This is a genomic window from uncultured Veillonella sp. (assembly GCF_963534045.1).
GTDB lineage: Bacteria > Bacillota > Negativicutes > Veillonellales > Veillonellaceae > Veillonella.
In genome coordinates, this window is record NZ_CAUSQT010000027.1 from 1 (window position 1) to 24037 (window position 24037).

Annotated in this window: 21 protein-coding genes; 15 read left to right on the plus strand and 6 right to left on the minus strand. The window is 40.7% G+C overall.

The features are described from left to right. Positions 1-691: 691 nt before the first annotated feature. The 5 genes from RYP29_RS05895 to RYP29_RS05915 all read left to right on the plus strand — a co-directional run bounded on the left by RYP29_RS05895 (position 692) and on the right by RYP29_RS05915 (position 4437). Positions 692-1270, plus strand: coding sequence for a cob(I)yrinic acid a,c-diamide adenosyltransferase (locus RYP29_RS05895; RefSeq protein WP_105083783.1), 579 nt, complete (start codon positions 692-694; stop codon positions 1268-1270). A 42-nt stretch (positions 1271-1312) separates the two neighbouring features. Next, positions 1313-2443, plus strand: coding sequence for a hypothetical protein (locus tag RYP29_RS05900; protein ID WP_311532634.1), 1131 nt, complete (start codon positions 1313-1315; stop codon positions 2441-2443). Positions 2444-2466: 23 nt separating this feature from the next. Beyond that, entirely contained in the window at positions 2467-2844 is a 378-nt protein-coding gene (locus RYP29_RS05905) for a GerW family sporulation protein (protein WP_005379443.1), read from the plus strand. Between the two features lie 204 nt (positions 2845-3048). Further along, positions 3049-3507, plus strand: a complete 459-nt coding sequence (locus tag RYP29_RS05910; RefSeq protein ID WP_005375856.1) for an OmpH family outer membrane protein — start codon at positions 3049-3051, stop codon at positions 3505-3507. 336 nt (positions 3508-3843) lie between these two features. Next, the gene (locus tag RYP29_RS05915; protein ID WP_311532623.1) at positions 3844-4437 is read left to right on the plus strand and encodes a hypothetical protein; all 594 of its coding nucleotides are present in this window, start codon (positions 3844-3846) and stop codon (positions 4435-4437) included. A gap of 122 nt (positions 4438-4559) precedes the next feature. Here RYP29_RS05915 and RYP29_RS05920 read toward each other — a convergent pair whose 3' ends face one another. From RYP29_RS05920 to RYP29_RS05935, 4 genes are all read right to left on the minus strand, one after another. Further along, complete coding sequence (locus tag RYP29_RS05920; protein ID WP_311532624.1) at positions 4560-4916, minus strand: MmcQ/YjbR family DNA-binding protein; 357 nt, start codon at positions 4914-4916, stop codon at positions 4560-4562. Between the two features lie 228 nt (positions 4917-5144). Beyond that, positions 5145-5432 (minus strand): cupin domain-containing protein, encoded by a 288-nt coding sequence (locus RYP29_RS05925; RefSeq protein WP_005375909.1) that lies wholly within the window; start codon positions 5430-5432, stop codon positions 5145-5147. 591 nt (positions 5433-6023) lie between these two features. Continuing rightward, entirely contained in the window at positions 6024-6689 is a 666-nt protein-coding gene (locus RYP29_RS05930) for a hypothetical protein (protein ID WP_311532625.1), read from the minus strand. A gap of 112 nt (positions 6690-6801) precedes the next feature. Then, positions 6802-7758, minus strand: a complete 957-nt coding sequence (locus RYP29_RS05935; protein ID WP_311532626.1) for a DUF1858 domain-containing protein — start codon at positions 7756-7758, stop codon at positions 6802-6804. A gap of 407 nt (positions 7759-8165) precedes the next feature. Between RYP29_RS05935 and RYP29_RS05940 the strand changes: the two genes are divergently transcribed. The 9 genes from RYP29_RS05940 (at position 8166) to RYP29_RS05980 (ending at position 19106) form a co-directional block, all read left to right on the plus strand. Continuing rightward, positions 8166-8372: a DUF1659 domain-containing protein gene (locus tag RYP29_RS05940; RefSeq protein ID WP_005375915.1), complete on the plus strand. Its 207-nt coding sequence runs from the start codon at positions 8166-8168 to the stop codon at positions 8370-8372. A 124-nt stretch (positions 8373-8496) separates the two neighbouring features. After that, positions 8497-8718, plus strand: coding sequence for a DUF2922 domain-containing protein (locus tag RYP29_RS05945; protein ID WP_016476269.1), 222 nt, complete (start codon positions 8497-8499; stop codon positions 8716-8718). Between the two features lie 247 nt (positions 8719-8965). Continuing rightward, on the plus strand, positions 8966-10201 hold the full coding sequence (gene sfsA / locus RYP29_RS05950; protein ID WP_311532627.1) for a DNA/RNA nuclease SfsA: 1236 nt from the start codon (positions 8966-8968) through the stop codon (positions 10199-10201). A 267-nt stretch (positions 10202-10468) separates the two neighbouring features. Then, on the plus strand, positions 10469-12934 hold the full coding sequence (gene gyrA, locus RYP29_RS05955) for a DNA gyrase subunit A (protein ID WP_311532628.1): 2466 nt from the start codon (positions 10469-10471) through the stop codon (positions 12932-12934). A gap of 220 nt (positions 12935-13154) precedes the next feature. Further along, complete coding sequence (locus RYP29_RS05960) at positions 13155-13526, plus strand: hypothetical protein (protein WP_009660658.1); 372 nt, start codon at positions 13155-13157, stop codon at positions 13524-13526. Positions 13527-13942: 416 nt separating this feature from the next. Then, a complete protein-coding gene (locus RYP29_RS05965; protein WP_311532629.1) occupies positions 13943-15019 on the plus strand; it encodes a Fic family protein in 1077 nt (358 codons plus the stop codon). A gap of 46 nt (positions 15020-15065) precedes the next feature. Then, complete coding sequence (locus RYP29_RS05970; protein WP_005375898.1) at positions 15066-15458, plus strand: hypothetical protein; 393 nt, start codon at positions 15066-15068, stop codon at positions 15456-15458. Positions 15459-15784: 326 nt separating this feature from the next. Beyond that, entirely contained in the window at positions 15785-17215 is a 1431-nt protein-coding gene (locus RYP29_RS05975; RefSeq protein WP_311532630.1) for a [FeFe] hydrogenase, group A, read from the plus strand. Between the two features lie 412 nt (positions 17216-17627). After that, positions 17628-19106 carry a PD-(D/E)XK nuclease family protein gene (locus RYP29_RS05980; protein WP_311532631.1) on the plus strand — a complete coding sequence of 493 codons (1479 nt, stop codon included), beginning with the start codon at positions 17628-17630 and terminating at the stop codon, positions 19104-19106. 133 nt (positions 19107-19239) lie between these two features. On the opposite strand, the gene RYP29_RS05985 is transcribed toward RYP29_RS05980, so the two are convergent. Continuing rightward, a complete protein-coding gene (locus tag RYP29_RS05985; protein WP_311532632.1) occupies positions 19240-20478 on the minus strand; it encodes a zinc-ribbon domain-containing protein in 1239 nt (412 codons plus the stop codon). A 76-nt stretch (positions 20479-20554) separates the two neighbouring features. Further along, the gene (locus RYP29_RS05990; protein WP_311532633.1) at positions 20555-22423 is read right to left on the minus strand and encodes a hypothetical protein; all 1869 of its coding nucleotides are present in this window, start codon (positions 22421-22423) and stop codon (positions 20555-20557) included. A gap of 659 nt (positions 22424-23082) precedes the next feature. On the opposite strand from RYP29_RS05990, the gene RYP29_RS05995 reads away from it, so the two are divergent. Further along, positions 23083-23661 (plus strand): hypothetical protein, encoded by a 579-nt coding sequence (locus tag RYP29_RS05995; RefSeq protein ID WP_311532635.1) that lies wholly within the window; start codon positions 23083-23085, stop codon positions 23659-23661. Positions 23662-24037 lie beyond the last annotated feature (376 nt).

Genomic DNA, 24037 nt, shown 5'->3' on the forward strand with positions numbered 1-24037 from the left:
CAGGGACCTAGTATATGAGTCTAAAAAAATAGAACAGGCGTGTACTAATTCCAGGGACCTAGTATATGAGTCTAAAAAAATAGAACAGGCGTGTACTAATTCCAGGAACCTAGTATGTGCGTCTCAAAAAAATAGAACAGGCGTGTACTAATTCCAGGGACCTAGTATATATGTGTCAAAAGATACTACAGGCCTGTACTAATTTAAAAGACCTCCTATATATATTCGCCGAATCTATGTCATAAGTATTTATTACATCTCCTCCCAAACGGCTGGGTTGGCAGGAGGTTTATATACTATAATTGCTACATTTTATATGTTGATGGTATAGATATCACATGTGGCATAATCCTTTTTTTGCTGATAATAATATCTATTGGTTGTTGTATTGGTGCCTGTTGTTTTATAAGCATACATAATTGAAGTGTTAGATAGTAAGGTGGTGATGGGGTTCTAAATCCGACTTTGGCCCTGCGAAGGCCGTAGGCCGTAGTCAGACCCGGCCGGTGGAGGATTTAGGGCCCCATCACTACCTTGTTCGGCACCAATGAGTAGATAATATAATGGGTATTTTAATCATTTTAATAGATATTATTATCTTATGCATAATTAGGATTGGCTTTCATGTGATATCTATTCCTTTTCATCTATAAATATTGTACAATTAAGGTATATGAACGGAGGTATATCTATGAAGGCCTATGTACAAGTTTATACCGGCGAAGGCAAGGGTAAAACGACGGCTGCTATCGGCCTCGCTATACGTGCTATAGGCGCTGGCAAAAAGGTTCTATTTTTACAGTTTATGAAGTCTAAAGTGTATAGTGAACATAATATTTTACCGACCCTCAAAAATATTACATTAGAAACTGTAGGTAAACCGTTTTTTATCATCAAGGAAGGTATGAAGAGCAAGGATGAGCTCGCCAAATGGGGTGATGAGGTGGTTGTATTTGAATCGGGAAATCCGCCTAAGGATTATGTAGCGCTTATTGAAAAGGGCTATGAACGCGCGTTAGAGGCTGTTTCTAGCGGCGATTATGATTTGGTGATTCTCGACGAATATAACATGGCTTTGTTCTTTGAACTCATTGATTGGAAAAAGACGGAGGCTCTATTAGAGGCTCGCAATCCGGAAACAGAACTTGTGTTTACGGGGCGCGGGGCACCGCAAGAACTTCTTGATGCAGCCGATCTTGTGACGGAAATGAAGGAAGTTAAGCATTATTACATGCAAGGTGTAATGGCTCGCAAGGGCATCGAAAATTAGAGCATACTTTCACAAATCCCATAACCTAAGGAGGTGATGTGGTTGAGTATAGTCGCTATTGTGGCACTCGTCGTAGTGCTTCTCATCGTAGCGCTGATCATGATTATCCTACTAACGCCAATCACATATAGCATCGAATGGAACGGCAGGACGCCGTACCGCGTAGAATTGTCGGTCAAATGGCTGTGGCGCGTGTTGTCGCTACATCTCGCATATTTCCAGGGCAAACCATTTTTTAAAGAACTTTATTTATTAGGTATGCAGAAAATAGGCCCTGTGAAAGAATACGACGAATGGATTCAACAACGGGTTGATGACGAATATCAGAAGGCCGTTGACGAATTTGAAAATGATCCGATGGCTGCGCAAGCGGAAGCGATGATGAAAGCCATGCAAGGCGGTGGTCAGAGCGGTACTGAACCGACTGAGCCGACGACTGCTGGTGCTTCTGGTGAAAGCCTAGATGCTACGCGCAGTGCAGGGGCATCTTCGGATGAGCCAGGTAAACAAGTTCGCGTTGAGCGTGTGGATGTATCTAAGGATGACAATAAAGGCGCTGAAGCGCGGGCTGCACAATATGATTCAATCCGCGATAACCCGACGATGAAACCCGATGACGAAGTGGTGGAAAAAGTCACTTTCAATAGTGATGGCACCGTAAAAGAGAAGGTATTTACGAAAATAGACGGCTTGAAAGATAGTGTAAAATCACGCTTTCAAAAACCAGATCCTAATGATCCGGTAGCCAGTTTTAAGTCGAAAATTCCAACCTTCTGGTTTATGAAACATGTGACGAATACTGAATTGTGGCGTCAATTATTGCTTGTTTCTAAGCGGTGTTATGACCATTCAAAACCACGAGATATCGCCGTAGAAGGGCGTATCGGCATCGGTGATCCTTTTAAGGGTGGCATGCTTGCTTCGATGTTATACAGCATTTGGCCTGAACAGGCTGAACATATCGAGATTGATTATTTGCATTGGCATTTAGAAGGCAGCGGCCATATTAAAGGGCGCATTATTCTAGGCGCATTGGCATGGCACGGCACGCGATTCGTGCTTTCACAACCAATGAGGGCACTCATAGCTGAAACGGTTAAAGTCGTTTGGGTTAAGCGCAAAGAAAAGAAAGAATTAGAACGATTGAAAGCGGAACAAGCCGCTAACGCATAGTTGACATCAGTGGAGGTACTACGATGGAGAACAGTAACGTAAAAGAAAATTTAGAAGTCCTTTTTGAAAAGTTCAAAAATATGATTAAGGTGGAAACGGTTGTAGGTGAAGCGGTGCAAATCGGCGATACTACATTGGTTCCATTTGTGGATGTAACATTTGGTTTCGGCACTGGCACAAACCACAATACATCTGGCAAGAACCATGAATGTGGCGGCGGTGGCGGCGGCGCTCGCATGGAACCAAGCGCTGTGCTCGTTATCAAGGGCGAACGCATCGAGTTATTCAACATTAAAGGCAATCCTTACAGCAACAGCTTTGATCGCCTTATCGGCTTGGTGCCTGACCTCGTGTCCAAATTGAAATCCGATAAATACATCTATCTTAATGACGAACAATAATAGATAGTAAATTTTTAATAAGGGTTCATGATGAATTCATGGGCCCTTATTATTATTTAATAGTATACAATTTAATTATTAGATGCTATATCTCATCTATGATTTTTGAGGGTTTTACTTGTGAAAGCAAGTTAGATTTGATATAGTAAAAATAGTGCATTACATGTTTGTGTAATGAAACTTTACTGTTCAGGAGGATCTCAAATGAAATTAACTAAAAAATTGACAACATTGGCTATCGTTGGTGCTATCTCCGCAACCACTGCTGTGGCAAGCGCTGCTAACATTGGTTTGGTGCAAATGAGTCAAGTTGTAAATAGCTATCCTGGTTACGGTGCACTCGATATGAAAATGCAACAAGTAGATGCACAATACCGCCCACAAATTGAAAAGAAAATGCAAGAAATTGACAAAATTAAAGATCAAGCTCAAGCAGAAGCAGAATTCAATAAATCCGTAGCTCCATTGTTACAAAAAGAAAACGACGAAGTGAATAAAATTGCACAACCAATGATGCAAAACATTCACAACGCTATCGAATCCGTTCGCGTTGAAAAGAAAATGGACGTTGTACTAGACGACCCATACACAATCCGCGCAGCTGATGCAAACAGTAACGTTGAAAATATTACAGATGAAGTAATTAAACGTCTAAAAAAATAATATCTTAATGTCGCTTTGGCGATAGGTAAAAAGACACCCTCCTAAAAACTCCACCGGCCGGGTCTGTTCCTTTGGAACAGGGCCAAAGTCGTTTTTAGGAGGGTGTCTTTTTTATCTCAAATCATACATAAAATATTATTTTTTTAGATCGTAGAGGAAAGGAAAAAATCGTTTTTCGAGAGGGGGCTGTTTTCCTCTATCCAAGATAGATATTAGTTTTTTAGACTGTAGGGAGAAAGATAAAGTCGTTTTTAGGAGGGTGTCTTTTTTATCTCAAATCATACATAAGATATTATTTTTTTAGACTGTATAGAAAAGGGACAAGGAGGGTTTATTATGTCTATTATGCAGGTTTGTTGGAGTTTGATGCGGTATCCGCGGTCTAAGGGTATCCCATATATTATGGAGCATGGTACGTTTGATCAAGCACTAGTTTTTATGTTGCGTTTGTTTGGCATTATGCTTGGTTTGTCGGTGGTGGAAAATGGTATCATATTTTTTATCACGCCTGTGACCATGTTAGATACGATTGTATCGATTTTAGGCTTTGTTTTTGCCTGGGTTTTCTTAAAAGGGCTTTGGTTCATATTGGTCCATTTTTATGTGAAAGCCACTAGTAATCGTACTCTTACGTTTAAGGAAACGTTTATGGCCGTTTCATATGCGATGGCTTTTGATTTACCTATAACCGTCTTATCCTTACTCGGTGCGGTACTTGTTGTTATATTGAGCCTTGCTGGAGCTGGTATGATTGCGTTCGGAGTTCAATCTGTTTTGGGTTTGATTGCATTTGTATTAGCTATATATTATATGCTTTGCTCCCTTGGACTCTACCGTCAGATGTTAAAGACTACATCAATGCATATTATTATCATTGCTATTGTATATACTGTACTTTTAATAAGTGCATCTATGATGTTACGAGTATAGGTGAAAGTTATTTCATAAACATTAAATCACACAATACATGAAATCATATAAAAACGAGCTTAGACTGAATCTAGGCTCGTTTTATTTTATGTTATAAATGGGCAGTTAAAAAATTTAGTATTTTATTTAGTCAATTGATAGCTCATGTCAAGGAGCATTTTTATTCTTTCAGTAGGCACAGAGCCATCTAAAGAAACGGTTAGCCAATTGGCCTTGTTCATATGATAAGCGGCGTATATGCCCGGTTCCTTGCGAAAGGCGCCAATCATGGTGGGCTCGCATTTGATGTTCAAAACATCGATAGGCCTAATGTTTGACCAACCTAATTTATCGGTGGTGATATTCATGACTAAGGCAAACCATTTATGATTGCCCTGATGGCGAAAGACCTTGTAATGGGGAAATTGCGTCCAAGGCGTATTGGTCGTAGTGTCCTCAAATTGATTGTAAATATATGCTTCTAAGTCTTCGCGTGTCATGTAAATCCTTCTTTCTCTCTTATATCATTAGTATATTCTCTTGTGAAAGCTACTGCAAGGGATTATACTATATTCTATAGAAATATAGCTATGAAATTAAGTTATGAGATTATAGGATAAAAAAAATACCTATATATGGTGAGTTACGTAAAACAGTAACTATTACCACATTTAGGTGTTTTTTATATATAGACACTAAGGAGAGGAGGAGGTCATATCTATATAATCTTATTCAGGTTTATGAACGAGGTTTACGATGAATTCGCTATCTTCAACAAGCGTTGCTTGAATGTAGTTGTCACCATTAAACTCAAGCACTTCGCCCGGTACGAGTACATGTTCCTCTGTTTCGTTAAGGAATACTTGAACAGTGCCCTTTACAACAGTAAAGATAACATTGGCTTCAGGATGATTATGTTTTTCTACCTTTTCACCTGCTTTACCGCCTTTTTTTACGATCACATAATTAGGACCTTGGAATAATAAACCTAATTCTTTTTTTACTGTGCCTGCCATAATGCTGCACCTCCTATGTATGAAAGTATTATTACTAATGAATCATCTTATGGCTATATTATAAATGATATTTCTTATCAATGCTGTGCCTATAGCTACACTTTTGAAAGAAATTTAAAATAGAACACGCCTGTTCTATTTTTTTGAGACGCATATACTAGGTCCCTGGAATTAGAACACACCTGTTCTATTTTTGAGACATATATACTAGGCCCCTGGAAATAGAACACGCCTGTTCTATTTTTTTTGAGACACATATACTAGGTGCCTGGAAATAGAACACGCCTGTTCTATTTTTTAGACACATATACTAGGTCTCTAGAAATAGAACACGCCTGTTCTATTTTTTTAAGACACATATACTAGGTTTCTGGAAATAGAACACGCCTGTTCTATTTTTTGAGACACATATACTAGGTCCCCAGAAATAGAACATGACTGTTCTAATTTTTTTAGACACATATATTGGATACTTAGAAATAAAAAAACGCGAGCGTAAAATTTTACACTCGCGTTTTCGTTCGTTTTTCGCACGTTTTCGTCCATTTATCGTTTGTTTTACAACCGTATAAACGAACGATATGGTATATATTATTTTTTAGCGATTGTGTACAAGCGTGTGCCGTTTTCTTCTGTGGTGATGAGTTCGAATGTAGGATCGATAGCTTTCACAAAGGCTTCGAACCATGTTTGGTAAGCGAGCATCATGAATTTAGGGTCTACGCCAGCAGTGCGCCAGTAACCGGCTTGTAAGCGGTGGTCGCCAACCCATGTGAAACGGTCTGCGCTGTCCTCAACGATTTGGTCGCCACCGTCGCAAGGCATGCCGTTTACATAGAAGTTTTGAAGGGCATTATAGATGGCCGGTGCCGTATGTTCTTCAAGGCTATCTTGGGCTACAACGCCGCACGCTTGGCCTTGTACAGCAAAGGCATCAAGAATAGCTGTTACCACGTGAATGGCGTTTTCATCAGCATTTGTATCGAGCATGTCTTTGATGAAAGCCGCTTCGCGCACGGATGCTACGTTGATTTGGTTGGCAAGCCAGCCGTGAATGTTATTGTGGTCGATGATGTTTTCCAATGGAATGCTAGGATTGATTGGTTCGCCGTACGTATCTACGGAGATGGAATGTAATTCCTCAGCAAGATCGTCTACAACCTTTGTTGTTTTTTCGAGAATTAAATTTTCCCGTTCTACGAGCAATTGGATTTTACGATATAACCAGTAGTGAATGTGACCTAAAAATGCGGACATGTGAAACTCCTTTATACAATATATCTAATAATGGGGAAGAGACCTATGTGTTTACATAGGTCCTTGTATATATTCATCTGAACATGTATGTGTGCAGATGTATTTATTCTAATTATGCACCTTTGCGGGCAGTTTCTAGTTTGTTAAGTAAATCGTACACGTTGACGCCGTGGATTTCAGCGGCTTGCCATAGTGGTTCCATCGTAGAGGATGGGCAACCGAGGCAACCCATGCCGATACTTTGTAGTACCGGTACTGTATTTGGATAGATGTCTACGATGTCGCGGATGATTGTATCCGGTGTAATTGGTTGACCTGGTTCAAGGCGTGGCGTCTCAACCTCTGGGTCATTGCCGTGACCTGGCAAGTTAACAACAGGTTCTGCTGCTTTTGCTTCTGTAGGAGCTCCTTCAAGATCACCTAGTACAGCTTCTTTGAAAGCATCCAAGCCGATGCGGTCGATGAATTCACCCATGCGTTCGATTTGAGCATTTGCTTTGTAATATTCGATGATGCGGTCCACAAGTGCAAGGGCTTCTTTTTCTGTTGTTACCTCTGCAATGAGATCGCCAATGCGTGGATGCGCACCGCCGCTGCCGCCAGCGTAGACGCTCCAGCCCTCAACAGAGCCGATAACGCCAACGTCCTTCATGCGGCTTTCAGTACAAGAATTAATACAGCCGGACACGCCGATTTTCATCTTGCTAGGCATTTCTTGGGACAAATATTTGCGTTCCAATTGCATGCCAAGATGCACGCTGTCTTGTTTAGCCCGTTTACAGAACGTTGTGCCCGGGCAAATCTTGACGCTGCGCACGCGGTTAGATACCATGTACGCCGGTTCCATGTCGAGCATGTCCCATGCTGCGTCTACGTCCTCAGCTTTCAAATTCGTAATCATAATGCGTTGGCTGCCGGTTAGTTTAAGAACAGCGCCAAATTTGTTTGCCACATCAATATATTTTTGCAATTGATCTGGTTGAATAAAACCCGCTGGAATGCGCGGTGTAATAGCATAACGGCGTTGGCCGTTTTTAATTCGTTGTAAATTTCCTGCAATTTGAGCCATTGTAATCCCCTCTAAATTGTAATGAACTACTTATATTCTATCATATATTTTCACTGTGAAAGTCTCTATTAGCACATGCTAGAGATGATGCGTTTCGACGGTGATGTACGTCCAAACGATACATGTTCTAGAGAGCTAGTAAGAGATTGTTATGAAATGATTGTTATCATCATTTCAAATTACATATACTAGTATAATTCATTTTACAATAAAATAATGTGTCCCAAGCTACAAAAAAGCAAAAATTTTTGACACTGTTTCACGTGAAACTAAATACAAAAGTACGGCCCTAAACCTTGATTTGGGGCCGTTTTTTCAGGGGTAAAAATATTATTCCTCTTTTTGAAACGAATTTGCTTGTCACGAGCCTCCTTTTGGAATGTATATAGGTGAAAGGAGGTGATCAGATGGCTGAACTAAAACGCACAAAGTTAGTGTTACGTTTTAATATCGGTACGGAAGAAAAACCGAAGTACAAAGACGTCACTTTCACACGCGTCGCTGAAGAAGCTACTGATGATGCGGTCAAAATCGTCGGTACCGCATTGGCTGGTCTCTATGAGAACACCATTGCTGACGTAATACGCGTCAACGAAGTATCCCTTGGTCATTAATGTGCTTTCACTCATAATAGTTAGCACATAATGGCTGCGTGAAGGTTCGTAGTAATCCAAACCCTGTGGACCTATCACGATCATTCCCATCCTTATGTATATGAATTAGAAAGGAGTGCCCAACATGGCTGATAAACGTGTGGTATATCTTAAATTTGCTACAGTCGATGGTAAAAGCGCATCGATCACAATTAGTGGACCTCGCACTGGCCTTACTTTGGAACAAGCTAAAACGGCAGCTAATGCGCTAGTAGCGAACAAGGTAATCTTAGGTTCTGGCGACGCTCCATTGGCAAGCTTTACCTCTGCCAGTGAAGTATCTACGCAAAGTAAAGATTTGCAATAAAACAACATATCGCTAATGTACAGATGAATCTATCGCATCTATGCCTAGCATAACTAAGGCCGCGATGCCTAGTATAAATATGGCGATTATGCTAAATACAACTATCGCTGTTATGCGATGAATATCTTATCCCTGGTCATATGATAGCCTCGGAACCTGTCATATGACGCCTCCCAGCGGGCCGCTCTTCGGAGTGGCCCGTTTTGTTGTATAATGAACCTAGAATTATCTTGATGTAGGAGGAACGATGAAGGTTCTATACGATACAATTTTGAAAGCAACTTATACAGGTCGTCCCAATCGTTTTGTGGTGACTTTGGATCTCAATGGTGAAAGCGTACTGGCCCATTTACCAAATCCAGGTCGTATGTGGGAACTGTTATTTACCGGTGTTACGATGTATATCGTGCCTCATGATAAGCCTGATGCGAAGACGAAGTATCGCGTTGTAGGTATTGAGCGGGATGGCGTAGTTATCATGCTCGACACGAATTATAGTAATGATGTGGCTCAGCATTTGATTGAACATAAACTCATTCCTGGCTGGGAACAATGGCGCGTTGTACGTCGTGAATATACGGTAAAACTGCATGGTGCAACATCGCGCTTTGATTTACTCTTAACCAATGACGAAGGTGAAGAATTCCTATTAGAGATTAAGTCCTGCACCTTGTTCTCCAAAACTGGTGCCATGTTCCCCGACGCTATTACAGAACGGGGCCGCAAGCATTTATTGCATCTAAGGGAACTTCAAAACGAAGGATACCATACGGGAGTACTATTCCTTGTACAATGGGACCAAGCTCAATGGTTCTTGCCAGATTATCATACGGATTTAGAATTTGCTATGACCTTTAAAGAGGTAGCCCCATACCTCGACTGGAAAGCCGTTACTGTGGCGTGGGATGAGACTTTCACCATGCCTACCGTGACGCGCGCCTGCACCTATCCGAGCTATGTTCTCGATAGCGAAGCGCACGACAGCGGCGTGTACATCATGGTGATGCACCTTGACCATGAACTTGACCTCGAAATCGGATCCAAGGGCATGATGCATTTTAATGCAGGTTATTACATGTACGTCGGCTCCGCCAAGGCGAACCTTACGAAACGCATTGAGCGCCATAAGCGAAAACGCAAGAAAATGCACTGGCACCTCGACTACTTCCGTGGTCACTGCGAAATGATAGCGGCTGTGCCGATTCGTACAAGTGGTCTGCCTCTTGAAAGCTGGAGCCTTACCCATGAACCATATCCATCCATGCCGAGCATACCAGACCCCGATGTAGACGTGAGCGTTGAATGTGCTTTGGCTGATGCGGTGCGCGCCATTGCCGAATGGGACGTGCCAAAATTTGGCTGTTCCGACTGCGACTGCACCAGCCATTTGTTTGGTATGACTGAAAATCCAATACATAATAAAGCCTTTATGGACGTGGTGGAAGAATTTAGGATGAATCAGCTGGATTCGATAATTGTTTAGGTATTGGGATTTATATTGATAACTGTGTTTAGGGATTACAATCCCTAAAGTGATAAAAAATCGGGTGAATTGGGATTGTAATCCTTAAACGTATTAAAATGATGCGGAATTAGGATTATAATCCCTAAATATATGTATGTGAAATAAAATCTATTAGAATTAGCGGATGATTTCACCAAAAATCCCTATAACAATAGCGTTAAACCCTTAAAAATGCTATAATAATATGATGAATTGTAATCAGTGTTAGTAAAATGAGGTGAGATTGTGGCAGACCAACAATGGTCCCATGGGAATATTCATCCCGTTCAGATTGATAAAGAAATGAAGAACGCCTATATCGATTATGCGATGTCCGTAATCGTAATGCGTGCTCTTCCTGATGTGCGTGATGGCTTGAAACCAGTACATCGTCGTATTTTGTACGCGATGCACGAAACAGGCATGACGCCTAATAAACCGTATAAGAAATCCGCGCGTATCGTCGGTGACGTTCTCGGTAAATATCATCCACATGGTGATAGTTCCGTTTACGACGCAACGGTTCGTTTGGCGCAAGATTTCAATACGCGCTACCTCTTGGTAGACGGCCACGGTAACTTTGGTTCCATCGACGGCGATAGTGCCGCTGCGATGCGTTATACCGAAGTACGTATGGCGAAAATTACGCAAGAAATGCTCGCTGATATCGACAAGGAAACTGTTGATTTCATGCCGAACTATGATGAAAGCTTGCAAGAACCAACAGTATTGCCAGCGAAGATCCCAAATCTTCTCATCAATGGTTCCAGCGGTATCGCCGTAGGGATGGCGACAAATATTCCACCGCACAATCTTAACGAAGTATGTAATGGCCTTGAAATGCTCATCGATAATCCAGATGTAACTGTGGACGAATTGATGACGGCTATCAAAGGACCGGACTTCCCGACTGGGGCGCTCATTTTGGGCCGAGAAGGTATTAAAAAAGCGTACTCCACAGGTCGTGGCAGTGTAAAAATGCGCGCTCGTGCAACCATTGAAGAAATGGCGAAGGGCAAGCATAAAATCGTAGTGACTGAGATTCCGTACCAAGTTAACAAGGCTCGCGTTATCGAAACGATTGCGAATTTGAGCCGCGATAAGGTAATCGATGGTATCACAGCACTTCGCGACGAATCTGACCGTCAAGGTTTGCGCATCGTTATCGAATTGCGCGCTGACGTGCAACCAGATATCGTCCTCAATAAATTGTATAAACATACTCAATTACAAGAATCTTTCGGCGTGATTATGTTGGCCCTCGTGGATGGTCATCCTCGCGTATTGAATTTGAAAGAAGTATTGGGTTACTACTTAGATCATCGCCTCGATGTTATCGTACGCCGCACTCAATTCGAGCTTAACAAAGCCGAAGCGCGTGCTCACATCTTGGAAGGTTTGTTGATCGCTCTCGACCACATCGATGAAGTTATCGCTACAATTCGCAGTTCTCAAACTGACGAAATCGCACGTAACGCATTGATGCAAAAATTCGGGCTTTCAGAAAAACAAGCAGTAGCCATCCTCGACATGCGTCTACGCCGTTTAACAGGCTTGGAACGCGAAAAAATCGAAGAAGAATACAAGGAATTGTTGGCATTGATTGAAGATTTGAAAGCTATCTTGGCTAGCGAAGCGCGTCAACGTCAAATTATCAAAGAAGAACTAGAAGATATGAAGAAGAAATACGGCGACCCTCGTCGTTCTGAAATCACTATCGATACGTCCGACCTTGATGTAGAAGACCTCATCGCTGACGAAGAGATGGTTATTACCTTGACTAAACAAGGTTATATCAAACGCATGAACGCGAACGTATATCGCAACCAACATAAAGGTGGCGCTGGCGTTATCGGCATGAAGACGAAGGAAGACGATTATGTAACGCAAATTATGCATGTTCGTACGCATAATACATTATTGTTCTTCACGTCCACTGGCCGTACATATCGCCTCAAAGCATACGAAGTGCCTGAAGCAGGTTCCCGTAACTCTCGTGGTACCGCCATGGTTAACGTATTGCCACTCGCGGTGGGTGAATCCGTTACGACTATGATCGACCTCGAACGCATCCATGAAAATGTAAACTTATTTATGGTTACTGAGTTCGGCGTTGTGAAACGTACGGCTATCGAAGAATATCGCAACATCCGTCGTTCTGGCCTCAATGCGATTAACCTCGACGAAGGGGACCGCTTGATTTGCGTTATCGTAACGACAGGCAACCAAGATATCTTGATTGGTACGAAACTTGGCATGGCCATCCGTTGCAACGAAGAGGATGTTCGTCTCATGAAACGCGCGGCTCATGGCGTTCGTGGCATCAAGTTGAAAACTGGCGACGTTGTTGTAGGCGCTGGTGTTCTTGAGTCTGATGAAAGCGAAGCACAAGTGTTCACCATTTCCGAAGAGGGTTATGGTAAGCGCAACGAAGCGGATGCGTACAATGTACAAAAACGCGGCGGCATCGGTACAAAGAACTTCCGCATTAACGATAAAACCGGCGATGTAGTAGCCGTTGAGGTCGTTCACAATGATGACGAAGTAATGCTCATTTCTGAACAAGGTAAAATTATTCGCTTTAACATGAACGACATTGCTGTGAAAAAGGGCAAGGCCATTTCTGGTGTGAAAACACAAAACCTCGACGAAGGTGATAAGGTAGCTAGCATTGCTGTAATTCCTGCATCTGAAATCGAAAGCGAAGATTAATATCGTACACCATATGGATTCGTGTTCTATATGAAAGCAACGAAAATATATTATATCTAACATAGATATGCACAATTGGCGATCACCTATGTGGTCGCCACTCGTGTTATACAGGATGCGTGATGGTCCTGTAGTTGAGACCCTGACACTGTGTTAGGGCCGAACCTTAATCATGCCCGTATATAGTTGAATAGAGAATAGGATTGAATAGGAGAGAATGATGAAAAAATGGTTAGCTGCCATCATGGCGGCAGGATGCATATTTTTCGGTGGCTTTGGCGTAGCTAATGCTGCTGATTGGTATTACGTTGATGCGGACACAGACGATTCCGCGTGGTTTATCGACAACTCATCGGTGTTTAAAACAGATTCTATGGCGCGTATCTTGGTGAAAGCCAACAATGTAGAAGGTTATACCTATATCTACACCGTTGAAATCAACCGTCCAGATAGCACATGGACAGAAGTCAATGCAACTGTGTATAGTCAATCTGGCGTACCTTTGTTGAGTAGTAATGAAAAACAAAAACCTGTTAAGATTGAGAAAGATACAATAGGGGCAGAAGTAATGCAGGCCCTTTGGGGAAAATAATTTAATATAGATTTTTCGAAACCTCGCTCTGAATATTAGCATTCTGGTGTGGTATGTAGAAATGGATGGGGTCTAAAAATCCTCCACCGGCCGGGTCTGACTTCGGTCTACGGCGTCCGCAGGGACATAAGTAGGGTGTGAGCTAACAGAGGAGAAAAGCGACGCATGGGAGCCACACATCACTTAGTCCTGAACGTAAGATTTCGAGAATCGAAATCCACAGTGAAGGTAAAGTCGGTTTTCGATTCCCTACCATTCCTTTTTCTATATTATGAATACAAAATCAGAAACATAAGCATTTTTTATTCTTTAGAATTTTATTTTCTACAAAGGGCCGGAAAGGAAAATTATATTTTCCCATATTTTATGGTAAAATTAGGGGAGAAAATGTTCATATAGGGGAAAGGTGGTGTAGTATGCGCAGTTTTGATTATCGGCGGCTCGGGGATTGTCTCTGGGATGGTGAGGTTGTGTCGTTGGTATCTAAGATTCATGAGTATAAGGGGCGGCAGGATTTGTTTGTATCGCAGAGGCCTAGTAGTGTGGCGCGGCTTGTGGATATTGCGAAGGTGCAGAGTGTGGAGTCGTCGAACCGGATTGAAGGAATTGTGACGACGAAGGCTCGGATTCGGTCGTTGGTGGCAGATAAGACAACGCCCCGTAATCGGGATGAGGAAGAGATTGTGGGGTATCGTGATGTGTTGAACACGATACATGAGAATCATGAGTATATTACGTTACATAGTAATATTGTATTGCAGCTGCATCGTGATTTATACGGATATTCACACAAGAGTATAGGTGGACAATATAAAAATGTACAGAATTCGATAATTGAACGGCTTGCAGATGGTTCTGAGGTGGAGCGCTTTAAGCCCTTGGCACCATATGAAACGCCGGCTGCTATAGATGACATTTGCCATAGTATTAATGCGGTTCTTCAAGATAAATCGGTGGATCCATTGCTTGTGATTCCTGTATTTATACACGATTTTTTGTGTATTCATCCTTTCAATGACGGCAATGGGCGTATGAGTCGATTGCTGACGACGTTGCTCTTGTATCAAAATGGGTACATGATAGGTAAGTTCATTAGTTTAGAGCAAAAAATCGAGCGTACAAAGGACAGTTATTATGCGGCATTAGCTCAATCTGGTGCAGGTTGGCATACAGGCGATGAAGATGTGGTTCCTTTTGTCAAATATATGCTTCGCGTTATTTTGGCGGCGTATCGTGATTTTGAAAGCCGTATTGAATTGCTGAATACGTCGTTATCTGCGAAGGATCGTATAAAAATCATAATTACTGCCACTATTGGCAAGGTTACAAAGGCTGGAATTCTTGAGAAACAACCAGATATAGCTGTATCTACTGTTGAAAAAGCCTTGAAAGAATTTGTAGAAGAGGGCTTTATCGAACGGCATGGTGTGGGACGAAGTACATTTTACGTAAAAGTATCGCAAAAAATTAGCTTTCACGCAAAATACATTTAATATATGGTATAATAAATTAAATTTGATTTTATACGAGGTGAAATATATGAAAAAATTATTAGGTACATGTTTAGCTGCTGCTGCAATTTGCGCATGCGGTTTCGGTTCTGCTAGTGCTGTTAACTGGCAAGTATTTGGTCAAGATAGTGCTGGTATTACTTGGTCCATCGATCAAGATAGCGTTCAAAAAAGCGATAAAACTGCAACTGTTATGATCAAAGCTCAAGATTCTGAAGGTTACCATTTCATCGCAACTGAAGAATTCAACCACAAAAAGAAAACTGTAAAAGACCAAAAAGTTGTATTGTATAACCCACAAGGTTACGCAGAACGCGAAGATAAAGTTGATGGCAAAGACCGTCCAGTTGTTGCTGGTTCCCCATCTGAAGCAGTTTATAACTTCTTATGGCCACAACAAGCAAAGCAAGGTAAAAAATAATATACACCTTATACGGCAAAGCAGCTCGAATGAGCTGCTTTTTTGTGCTTTTGGGCGAGGTGTGAACTTGAGTTATAGGACAAAATGTGTGGGTAAAAACCCTTGTAACACTAGATAATATCTGGTCTGATGAGGGCTGTATCTTCTTTGATAATTTAGTATAACGTAATATAGTATAACGTAATATACTATATTACGTTATACTAAACGCCAATTCCTACTATCCTAGTTCGTTGATGAACAGCCTCCTTATTTGTTATGCTAGTAATATAGGAGAAATTAAAACTTTCACAATAGGTATGATTATACAGAACGAGGAGGTCCTCATGTCCCAATTTGAATTTATCGACAAACGCGTGCCAATCGCGCTCGACAACCCGTCCATTTACCACGACATTTCGAAGTGTAAGAATTGCACCTTGTGCCGTCGCGCTTGCGCCGATGTGATGAGCGTGCTCGATTACTACGACCTCGAGGCGACTGGCGATGTGCCGGTGTGCATCCACTGCGGTCAATGTGCGGCTGCATGTCCATTCGATTCCATGCATGCGAAATCCGAGCTTGATAAGGTGAAAGCGGCCATTGCCGACCCAGACAAGATCGTTGTCATCCAAACGGCGCCGGCTGTGCGCGTGTCCATTGGTGAAGGATTCGGCTTTGAACCAGGCATATTCTTAGAAGGCAAAATGGTAAGCGCTCTTCGCAAACTCGGTGCTGATTACGTAGTTGATACGAACTTTGGCGCGGACCTGACCATCATGGAAGAAGCGTCCGAGCTCGTGAATCGCTTGAAAAATGGCGGTACCATCCCTCAATTCACGTCCTGCTGCCCTGCGTGGGTGCGCTTTGCGGAAATCTATTTCCCTGAACTCATTCCGAACTTGTCCAGCACCCGTTCTTGTATCGCCATGGAAGCGGCCATGATTAAGACGTACTTTGCTGAGAAAAAGGGCATCAATCCGGCGAACATCGTGTCCGTCAGCGTTAACCCTTGTACGGCGAAGAAGGCCGAAACTAAGCGCGTTGAGGAAAATGCGGCGGCCCGTTATTACGATGATGAAAGCCTCGGCATGGATACGGATATTTCCATTACCACACGCGAATTCATTCGTTGGCTCAACGACGAAGGTGTTGATTTTGAAAGCCTAGAAGATTCTCAGTTTGATGATTTGATCGGCATGGAAACTGGTGCATCCATCATCTTCGGTAATACGGGCGGCGTTATGGAAGCGGCTATGCGTACAGCGTACAAGCTCATCACTGATAAAGAGCCACCTCCATATGCATTGACTCACCTCGAAGACGTTCGCGGTATGAACGGCGTGAAAGAAGCGACTGTACAACTCGGCGATGATGTAACATTGTCCGTTGCTGTTGTACACGGTGGCAAAAATACCCGTGATTTCCTCAACGCTTTGAAAGAAAACGGCAAACACTATGACTTTATCGAAGTTATGGCTTGCCCAGGCGGTTGTATCGGTGGCGGTGGTCAACCACGCACCAAATTACCACAAGCTGTGAAAACAAAAGAAGCCCGCATCGGCGGACTTTACAAAGCTGATGAAGAATACAAATACGTGGCATCCTATGAAAGCCCTGAAATCCAAGAACTATACAAAAACTTCTTGGGCGAACCACTAGGACACAAAGCTCACGAACTATTACATACACACTTCACAGACCGTAGTGCACAACTAGGGGACCGCAAAGACGTGGTGCCTGAAACATGCCCTACATCACCTAAATACAAAGGGTAATTAGAGTATAAGCCCCCATCTGTTCCAAAATCCTCCACCGGCCGGGTCTGACTCCGGCCTACGGCCTCCGCAGGGCCAAAAGTCGGTTTTGGAACAGATGGGGGCTTTCTCTATGTACGTTTGCATAGAGGTGATGTAGTAGCATTGTTTCTGGAGAAGAGAGAAAAGCCTCCACCGCCTTTACGGCTAGCGTAGCCAGCCTGGCAAAGTCGGTTTTAGAATACCATGGGGGCTTTCTCTATGTACATTTGCATAGAGGTGATGTTAGGGCTTTGTGTTGCATTTATACGGTACGGAATTTACACGTTTGTGATTGTATACTTGTCTTAAGGATGGTATTGTTATTTTGAATGGACCGAGTTGTCTATACAAGGTTTGGTCAGGGTAGAGGTTAGTAAGGGGATGAAGAGTTATGATTGACGAACGGGTTGTGGAGAATAATATTTTTAGTTTTGCGACGAATGAGTTGTCACAGGATGCCTTTATTTGTTGGTGTTTGAATTGGATTAATATGCCTGTTCGCGACGATAATGAAAGCGGGCGCCAGTTTGGATCTCGATTTTTATCTCGTTTGTTGAATGGGGACTATGATGTATCTAGTGTTAACCAGATATATATTTTTAGGCAGTTACTTAATATTGATGTGCTTGTATTGGTTCCAGCATTACAGGTGGCTTTAATTATTGAAGATAAAACATCATCACAGGAGCATGGTAATCAGATCAATCGGTATAAATACTTGCTTTCAAAAACATTTGAATCCAATCAATACAATGGATTGGATATATATCAACATCTTTCAGATGATAAAAAGGAAAAACAGAAAAAACGTGATGAGACTGCTTGCTGGGGCGCTGTTAATAGTATCCGATGGGCGTTACGAGATGAACCGGGAGAATTGGATTTGTCAAAGTATACGATTCATACGGCGTATTTGAAGACGGATTGGTTCAATGATGATGACTGGCATACGGTTCGAGAACTGGAGAAGGATTCTAAGGTTAATACCTATGTAGATGGACCAGAGTTTTTGTCCTTGTTATTATCTTGTCATGAGTGGAATAATCCAATTTTAATAAGCTTTGTGGACTATTTGAGCTCTAAAATTAGGGCTACTATAGAGCATAGCTGTTTTTGGGAACACTATAAGGATATTGATGAGCATATTCGTTTTTATATTCAAGATACTGCGATTGCCCAACGGAGATTTTTGCAGACTGTATTTAATCAGCCAAATCATGAATCACCATTTATGGCTGATTTGAAGCAACACGTTGAGGATATTGAGGATTCATATGTATATGGTCGCATAGATGATGCACCTAATGCTCACACGATTCAGCATGGCAGCAGCTTTGGTACACCTTGGTCGTTGATGCACTTTTGGGACCGTTCTCTAGACCGCACTGTTGAAGCCGATTATTGGGGCTTTCAAAATACAAGTGAGGACAATTTAACCGTTAAACCATATATGTTTTGGCGCGTTGATAAAATTAAAGAAGGCCCCGTTTTGAGTTTGCGTTACTATACGTGGTGGGAAAAGGGGGCCGGTGATAATGGTGAAAGCAATACCTGCTCATATAAGACACGTGTGTATAATTATATTAAAGAGCGTATATTATCATTAGAGAAGATTTCTGCTAAATTGGAGGCTATTAATGAGCTATATTGTTGTACAGCTGACAAGGGAGATATATGCTCTGAAGGTAATTTATATAAGCAATATGAAAATACTCTCTTGCAATTTAAATTACATAAGATACTAATTAATTGGAATGATGAGGATAAACGGACAAAATTTATATCCTTAATACGTGAATTGAATGAAAATTTGACGCAGGAGATAAAAAAAGTAGAATGGGACCTTGTGCGTAAAGGGGAGTTGAAATAGGGGTGAAATAGTAGAGATCTCATGATGTATGAGTAATAGTAGTTAGCACTTATAATTTTAGGGATAGTAACAGCATAGATTATAAAAGACTCGTATCACAGCAAATGATACGAGTCTTTTATGTTTCTGTATTTTATTCGTAATAGGAATCAGCTAATTGACCGTCTTGGTCTTGGATAATCCAGTTATTGTTGAATTTTACCATGGTTACGTTGCCGGTGAATGTTTGGTGTTTGATGCGGCCGTTAACGAGGTCTTTGCTTTCAAGGCGGTAGTTATATACAACGGCGTCTGGTGAGACGGATATAGCTTTTGCTGAAAGTAATGTGGTGGATAGAGTTGATTTATATCCATTGCGCCAGTAGTCATAGGTACCAAGGCTAGCGCGTTGTTCATCGGATAGGTATGTGTAGGCATTAGCAAAGTCTTTATTGGTTAGGTAGCGATAGTAGTTTTGTAATGCTTTTGTACTTTCTTCAACTGCATTATTTTGTGCTACTGGTTGTGTATTTGTTGCTGCTGTCTGTGTGGTAGGTGTAGCTTTCACAGGCGCATTCTTACTGTTGGTATTCGTATTGGTAGAATAGTGGGTAGGCGTTGTATTGTTTATAGGATTAAAACTAGTAGCGATGGTAGCAGCGCTCAAACCAATGCTTATGCTTATGAGTACGACATAGGCAATGATATACAATGCAGTAGATGTAGAGGTTGGTGACGGCCGGAGACCATATTGTCGTTGGATATCTGGGGTAATTTGGATATAGGAGGTTCTTTCACCATAGTTATTAGTATGTGCATCACCTTTGGTTAGCATTAAGATCAAGAACCAAATGGGTCCTACGATAGGAATAAAGTTGATAAGGAAGAACCAACCAGATTTATTGGTGTCGTGTAGCCGGCGGACGGCAATAGATAAGCCCGGAAGGATTAATGCTAAGTCGATAATACCTAGAAGGATATATAAGATAACAGTAGTTATAATATCGTTAGTTACTAATTTAATAATACCCATTATGATAGGGATGATTGTTAGACAAAGAGAACTCATTAAGTAATATCTAAAGAATTCGCTACGGCTGGCACGGCCTTGAAATTCAGCATATTTCTTAGTGAGGACAAACGTAAGTGTGTCTAGCTCATTGAGTTCAAAAGGATCCCAGTCATACAAAGGACTGGTCTTTTGTGTTGTAGGAGTTCTTACTGCTTCTGGTGTAGTTGGTGTGTTAGTAACTGGTGTCCCGCAATTGCTACAAAATGAGGTGTTGGCTTCTAATGGGTTACCACAATTGTTACATGTTAATTGTGCTTGGCCGCAAATACTGCAAAATTTGGCTCCCTCTGGTAAGGGGTTACCGCAATGTTGACAAATCATGATGCTCTCCTTTATTTGGTATATGATAAGAATACATTTTAATTTTAACCCTACAAATTATACTGCTTCAAGTGATTTAATTTCTGAATTTTTTCTTCAATGTTTCTGAATTTTTCATCTTATTGAAATAGACTGCTTCTCTTGCTTTTATGCAGTGACAAAGAATGTGAATTGGTTTTGCACTTGTTTTTGAATACGCATAATATAAGCGATATCCATCAGCCGTTTCCATATGATAAACAGGGAATCCCAATGAATTGATTTTGCTGTTATGAGTGGCATCGATTTGTGTTGGATCTTCGGATACGTATAGGCGGTTGAGCATTACCATAATATCTTTACGCACTCTTTTATTAACACTTGTATAATCTGCCAAGAATTGTTTCTCTAGTTCAAAATTTTCGTAAATTTCTTGTAAATCCTTAGCATCATCTAGACGCTTTGCATCATTTTCATATGCTTTTTCATCTTCCGCCATCAATTGTAGCTGCGTTTCTAGTTCATGAATTTTTTGTGCTGATTGATTTTCTTGGTCCGTCATCCTTTGTTGGAGCGATTTATTTTTCTCTTCGAATTCAAGGCTACATTCTTGGTAATAAGTAGATTCTTCTTGTAATGATTTATTTTGTGCTTTTAATTCTTTATTACGAGCTTTTAGTGCATCTGACTCTTTAATTTGTGCTTGATATTGTTTTTCTATCTGTTTTCGATTTTCTTGTACCGTGCTTAGCTGTTGCGATATCACTCTAATTTGCTCTTTTAAATCATCGATACTTTGTTGGTCTGTTTGACCTGGATTTGCTTGTTGTTTTTGTAATACCTTTTCTAGCTTTTGCTTAGCTGCTTCTATTTTTTGTGCTTTTTCTTGTGAAAGCGTTAAATCTTTGGAAAGGATTTTTACTTTATCATTTAATTGGATGATTCGGAATTGGTTGTTTTGATATTCTTGATATTCGATGGAATCACTTGTAATCCATAAAGGTGCTCCATTTTCGTCGACGGAGAAGCTTTTACCATAAATCGTCATAGCAATGAATACAACAACAGACATCATGGCAGATGTTAATTTTCCGGAGGTTTTAATGAGGGAATAAATAGAATAGCCACCTAATGCGCACCAGCCAATCGGCCCTGCGATGATAGAAACACCTTTGGCCACACCTGTATAGATGGCAAAGGGGAGGGTGATGCCTAAGAAACTCGTAAATATGGCATGGATAATTGTATTGATAGCGATGTAAGCCCCAAAGGAACTACCGACGGTGATAAGGGAACCAATACCTACGCCGGATTTTAGAAAGCTGTTACGCAATACTTCACCACTTAAATGGTCAGTTTGCAAGGATTGTTTGATTAACTCTTTGCGGTCAGATGATAAGCTATCTAATTCTATATTGAGTTGACGAATCATTTCATCACGCTCTTCATCACTTTGTTTTTCTAGGCTAGAAATAATGGATTGCAGTGTCTTTTGGTAAATAATATCTGCCTTTTGCTCAACATCTAATTCTTCATTAATGGAAGGATCTGTTTTAGCTGCACTTGTAATAATTTTGTTAGATAATAGGGCTAGACTACTATCTGGCACAGCTAACTCCTCGCGAACCTCTTCAATGAATAATGTATAGAGTTGCTCTTGAGAATAGCTTTGTAATGCGCGAATCTCTTCTTTAATTTTATTGTTGATATCTTGATGATTTTCTTGACTTTCACGGTCGATGTCATCATTTGTTTTCTTAGATTTACCAAAGAAACTCATAACCGAGTTGAAAGCTTTCTTCCCTGTGGTTACAGTGTTATTGAACTTATCTGAGAAAATATTCTTCATCGTTTGCTGACGGAGCAACGCGATTAAATAGGACAACTCCTCTTTAGAGGCATTTTGTAAACCATCAAACAATGTGGGTGCTTGATATGTTTTATAAGTAAATTTATTAGTAGCCATAACGTAACCCTTCCCTTATACATACATTCATAAAACCTTCATATTTTATATAGTATCATACAACACCTTTTCAGAAAATCGTTTCTATGAAAGCTTTAATATCACTTACTATATATTGCATATGGTTAAAAAGACATAGTTGATATAGAGGTACGTTGTAATGTAGATATACTATAAACACAAAAAACTCTACCCTAGATCTCCTAAGGTAGAGTTTTCATCTATAAATCTCTATAATACGATACTTATTGTATCGTATATTTGTTTGATATATAATTAACATAAGATAGTTAGACGAGGTTGGGCCTCTCTTCGTTATTGAAGGGAGGGGTAAGCCTATGAGTGATTATGAAATCATTATGCTCCTATTACAGGTGATGACCGTGGTTATCGCCTTTGGGGCGTTAATAGCGCTTATTTGTCTAGGAAAAGACAAATAGCCCTTCATTTCCACTAACCCGGAGATTAGTAAAAACGAAAAGGCCATTTCTCAAAATTTAATGTTTTCCGAGATGAGCCTGACGTCACGACTCGTCTGACTATCTTCTTATATTATAATAAGGTTATGATATATCGTCAAATTCAGATGAATGAGTGAGGTATAGTGTTTATTGCTATAATCTTAATTTAAGGGTTAAGAGGTGAGTCTATTGAAACATATGCTTGTAAAATTCTTATTAAGTTCTATTCTTATCATTGGTTGTATGGGACAAACTGCGTTTGCTAAAACTGATGATGCAGGCGTCTTAGCCGGTTTAGAATCTAATTCGGATATGTACTCTTATTTGAACTATTACCATTATTCTTTATGGTTAGCAGATCATCGTTATTCTAGTCACGATATGTACATCTCTGCGGACCAATCCGTTATTATTTCATTATGGGATTATAGTACACTACCGAGCACGATATATATTACAAAATCGGGGTATGCCACCAATAAAGGAGCCATGGTAGGTATGACGCGCAGCGAAGTAGAATCTCTTTATGGACCGCTTCTTGAGGATACTGAATGGGGCCGTCCAGCTGAACCTTATGGAGACATCTACCATGGATATGATACATATACAGGGTACTATGTGGGCGAATATGTAAGTTATCACAATGAAGGTCTATCTTTTGTGTTCAATAAGTATACAAATCAAGTCGTATTGATTCGGTACCAACATGATCGGCATGGTAATAGTAATGTGTTAAGTGATGTAAAAGAATATAAATTATTACCTTATTTACTATAGTGAATAGTATAATGTAGATATGAAAAGAAACCTCTACCTAGAATTTTTAGGTAGAGGTTTATCTATAAATCGGTATAATATGATGCTTATTGTAGCACTTATTTGCCTTACAAAAAGTAAATAGCCCTTCGTTATCCTTTATAATTCGATAACAGAAAGGCCATTTCACAAGATTATTCCTTCGAGATGAGCCTGACGTTACGACTCGTCTGGCTATCTTCTTATATTATAATAAGGTTATGATATATCGTCAAATTGAGATAAACCTTATAAATACTAAATATATACAAAAAACTTATACGTACTAAAATATAAAATTACTAATAATAGGCAAAGTCTTGTTTGCATAGTATACTTATGCTAACAAGGTTGTGCT

What these genes read in the sequence shown, in the direction of transcription:
- RYP29_RS05995 (WP_311532635.1), top strand. Translation starts at nt 23,083, where the DNA reads ATGCTTGTAAAATTCTTATTAAGTTCTATTCTTATCATTGGTTGTATG.
- RYP29_RS05985 (WP_311532632.1), bottom strand. Translation starts at nt 20,478, where the DNA reads ATGATTTGTCAACATTGCGGTAACCCCTTACCAGAGGGAGCCAAATTT.
- RYP29_RS05965 (WP_311532629.1), top strand. Translation starts at nt 13,943, where the DNA reads ATGCGCAGTTTTGATTATCGGCGGCTCGGGGATTGTCTCTGGGATGGT.
- RYP29_RS05945 (WP_016476269.1), top strand. Translation starts at nt 8,497, where the DNA reads ATGGCTGATAAACGTGTGGTATATCTTAAATTTGCTACAGTCGATGGT.
- RYP29_RS05975 (WP_311532630.1), top strand. Translation starts at nt 15,785, where the DNA reads ATGTCCCAATTTGAATTTATCGACAAACGCGTGCCAATCGCGCTCGAC.
- RYP29_RS05915 (WP_311532623.1), top strand. Translation starts at nt 3,844, where the DNA reads ATGTCTATTATGCAGGTTTGTTGGAGTTTGATGCGGTATCCGCGGTCT.
- RYP29_RS05935 (WP_311532626.1), bottom strand. Translation starts at nt 7,758, where the DNA reads ATGGCTCAAATTGCAGGAAATTTACAACGAATTAAAAACGGCCAACGC.
- RYP29_RS05905 (WP_005379443.1), top strand. Translation starts at nt 2,467, where the DNA reads ATGGAGAACAGTAACGTAAAAGAAAATTTAGAAGTCCTTTTTGAAAAG.
- RYP29_RS05940 (WP_005375915.1), top strand. Translation starts at nt 8,166, where the DNA reads ATGGCTGAACTAAAACGCACAAAGTTAGTGTTACGTTTTAATATCGGT.
- RYP29_RS05925 (WP_005375909.1), bottom strand. Translation starts at nt 5,432, where the DNA reads ATGGCAGGCACAGTAAAAAAAGAATTAGGTTTATTATTCCAAGGTCCT.
- RYP29_RS05895 (WP_105083783.1), top strand. Translation starts at nt 692, where the DNA reads ATGAAGGCCTATGTACAAGTTTATACCGGCGAAGGCAAGGGTAAAACG.
- RYP29_RS05980 (WP_311532631.1), top strand. Translation starts at nt 17,628, where the DNA reads ATGATTGACGAACGGGTTGTGGAGAATAATATTTTTAGTTTTGCGACG.
- RYP29_RS05920 (WP_311532624.1), bottom strand. Translation starts at nt 4,916, where the DNA reads ATGACACGCGAAGACTTAGAAGCATATATTTACAATCAATTTGAGGAC.
- sfsA (WP_311532627.1), top strand. Translation starts at nt 8,966, where the DNA reads ATGAAGGTTCTATACGATACAATTTTGAAAGCAACTTATACAGGTCGT.
- RYP29_RS05990 (WP_311532633.1), bottom strand. Translation starts at nt 22,423, where the DNA reads ATGGCTACTAATAAATTTACTTATAAAACATATCAAGCACCCACATTG.
- RYP29_RS05930 (WP_311532625.1), bottom strand. Translation starts at nt 6,689, where the DNA reads ATGTCCGCATTTTTAGGTCACATTCACTACTGGTTATATCGTAAAATC.
- RYP29_RS05910 (WP_005375856.1), top strand. Translation starts at nt 3,049, where the DNA reads ATGAAATTAACTAAAAAATTGACAACATTGGCTATCGTTGGTGCTATC.
- RYP29_RS05970 (WP_005375898.1), top strand. Translation starts at nt 15,066, where the DNA reads ATGAAAAAATTATTAGGTACATGTTTAGCTGCTGCTGCAATTTGCGCA.
- RYP29_RS05960 (WP_009660658.1), top strand. Translation starts at nt 13,155, where the DNA reads ATGAAAAAATGGTTAGCTGCCATCATGGCGGCAGGATGCATATTTTTC.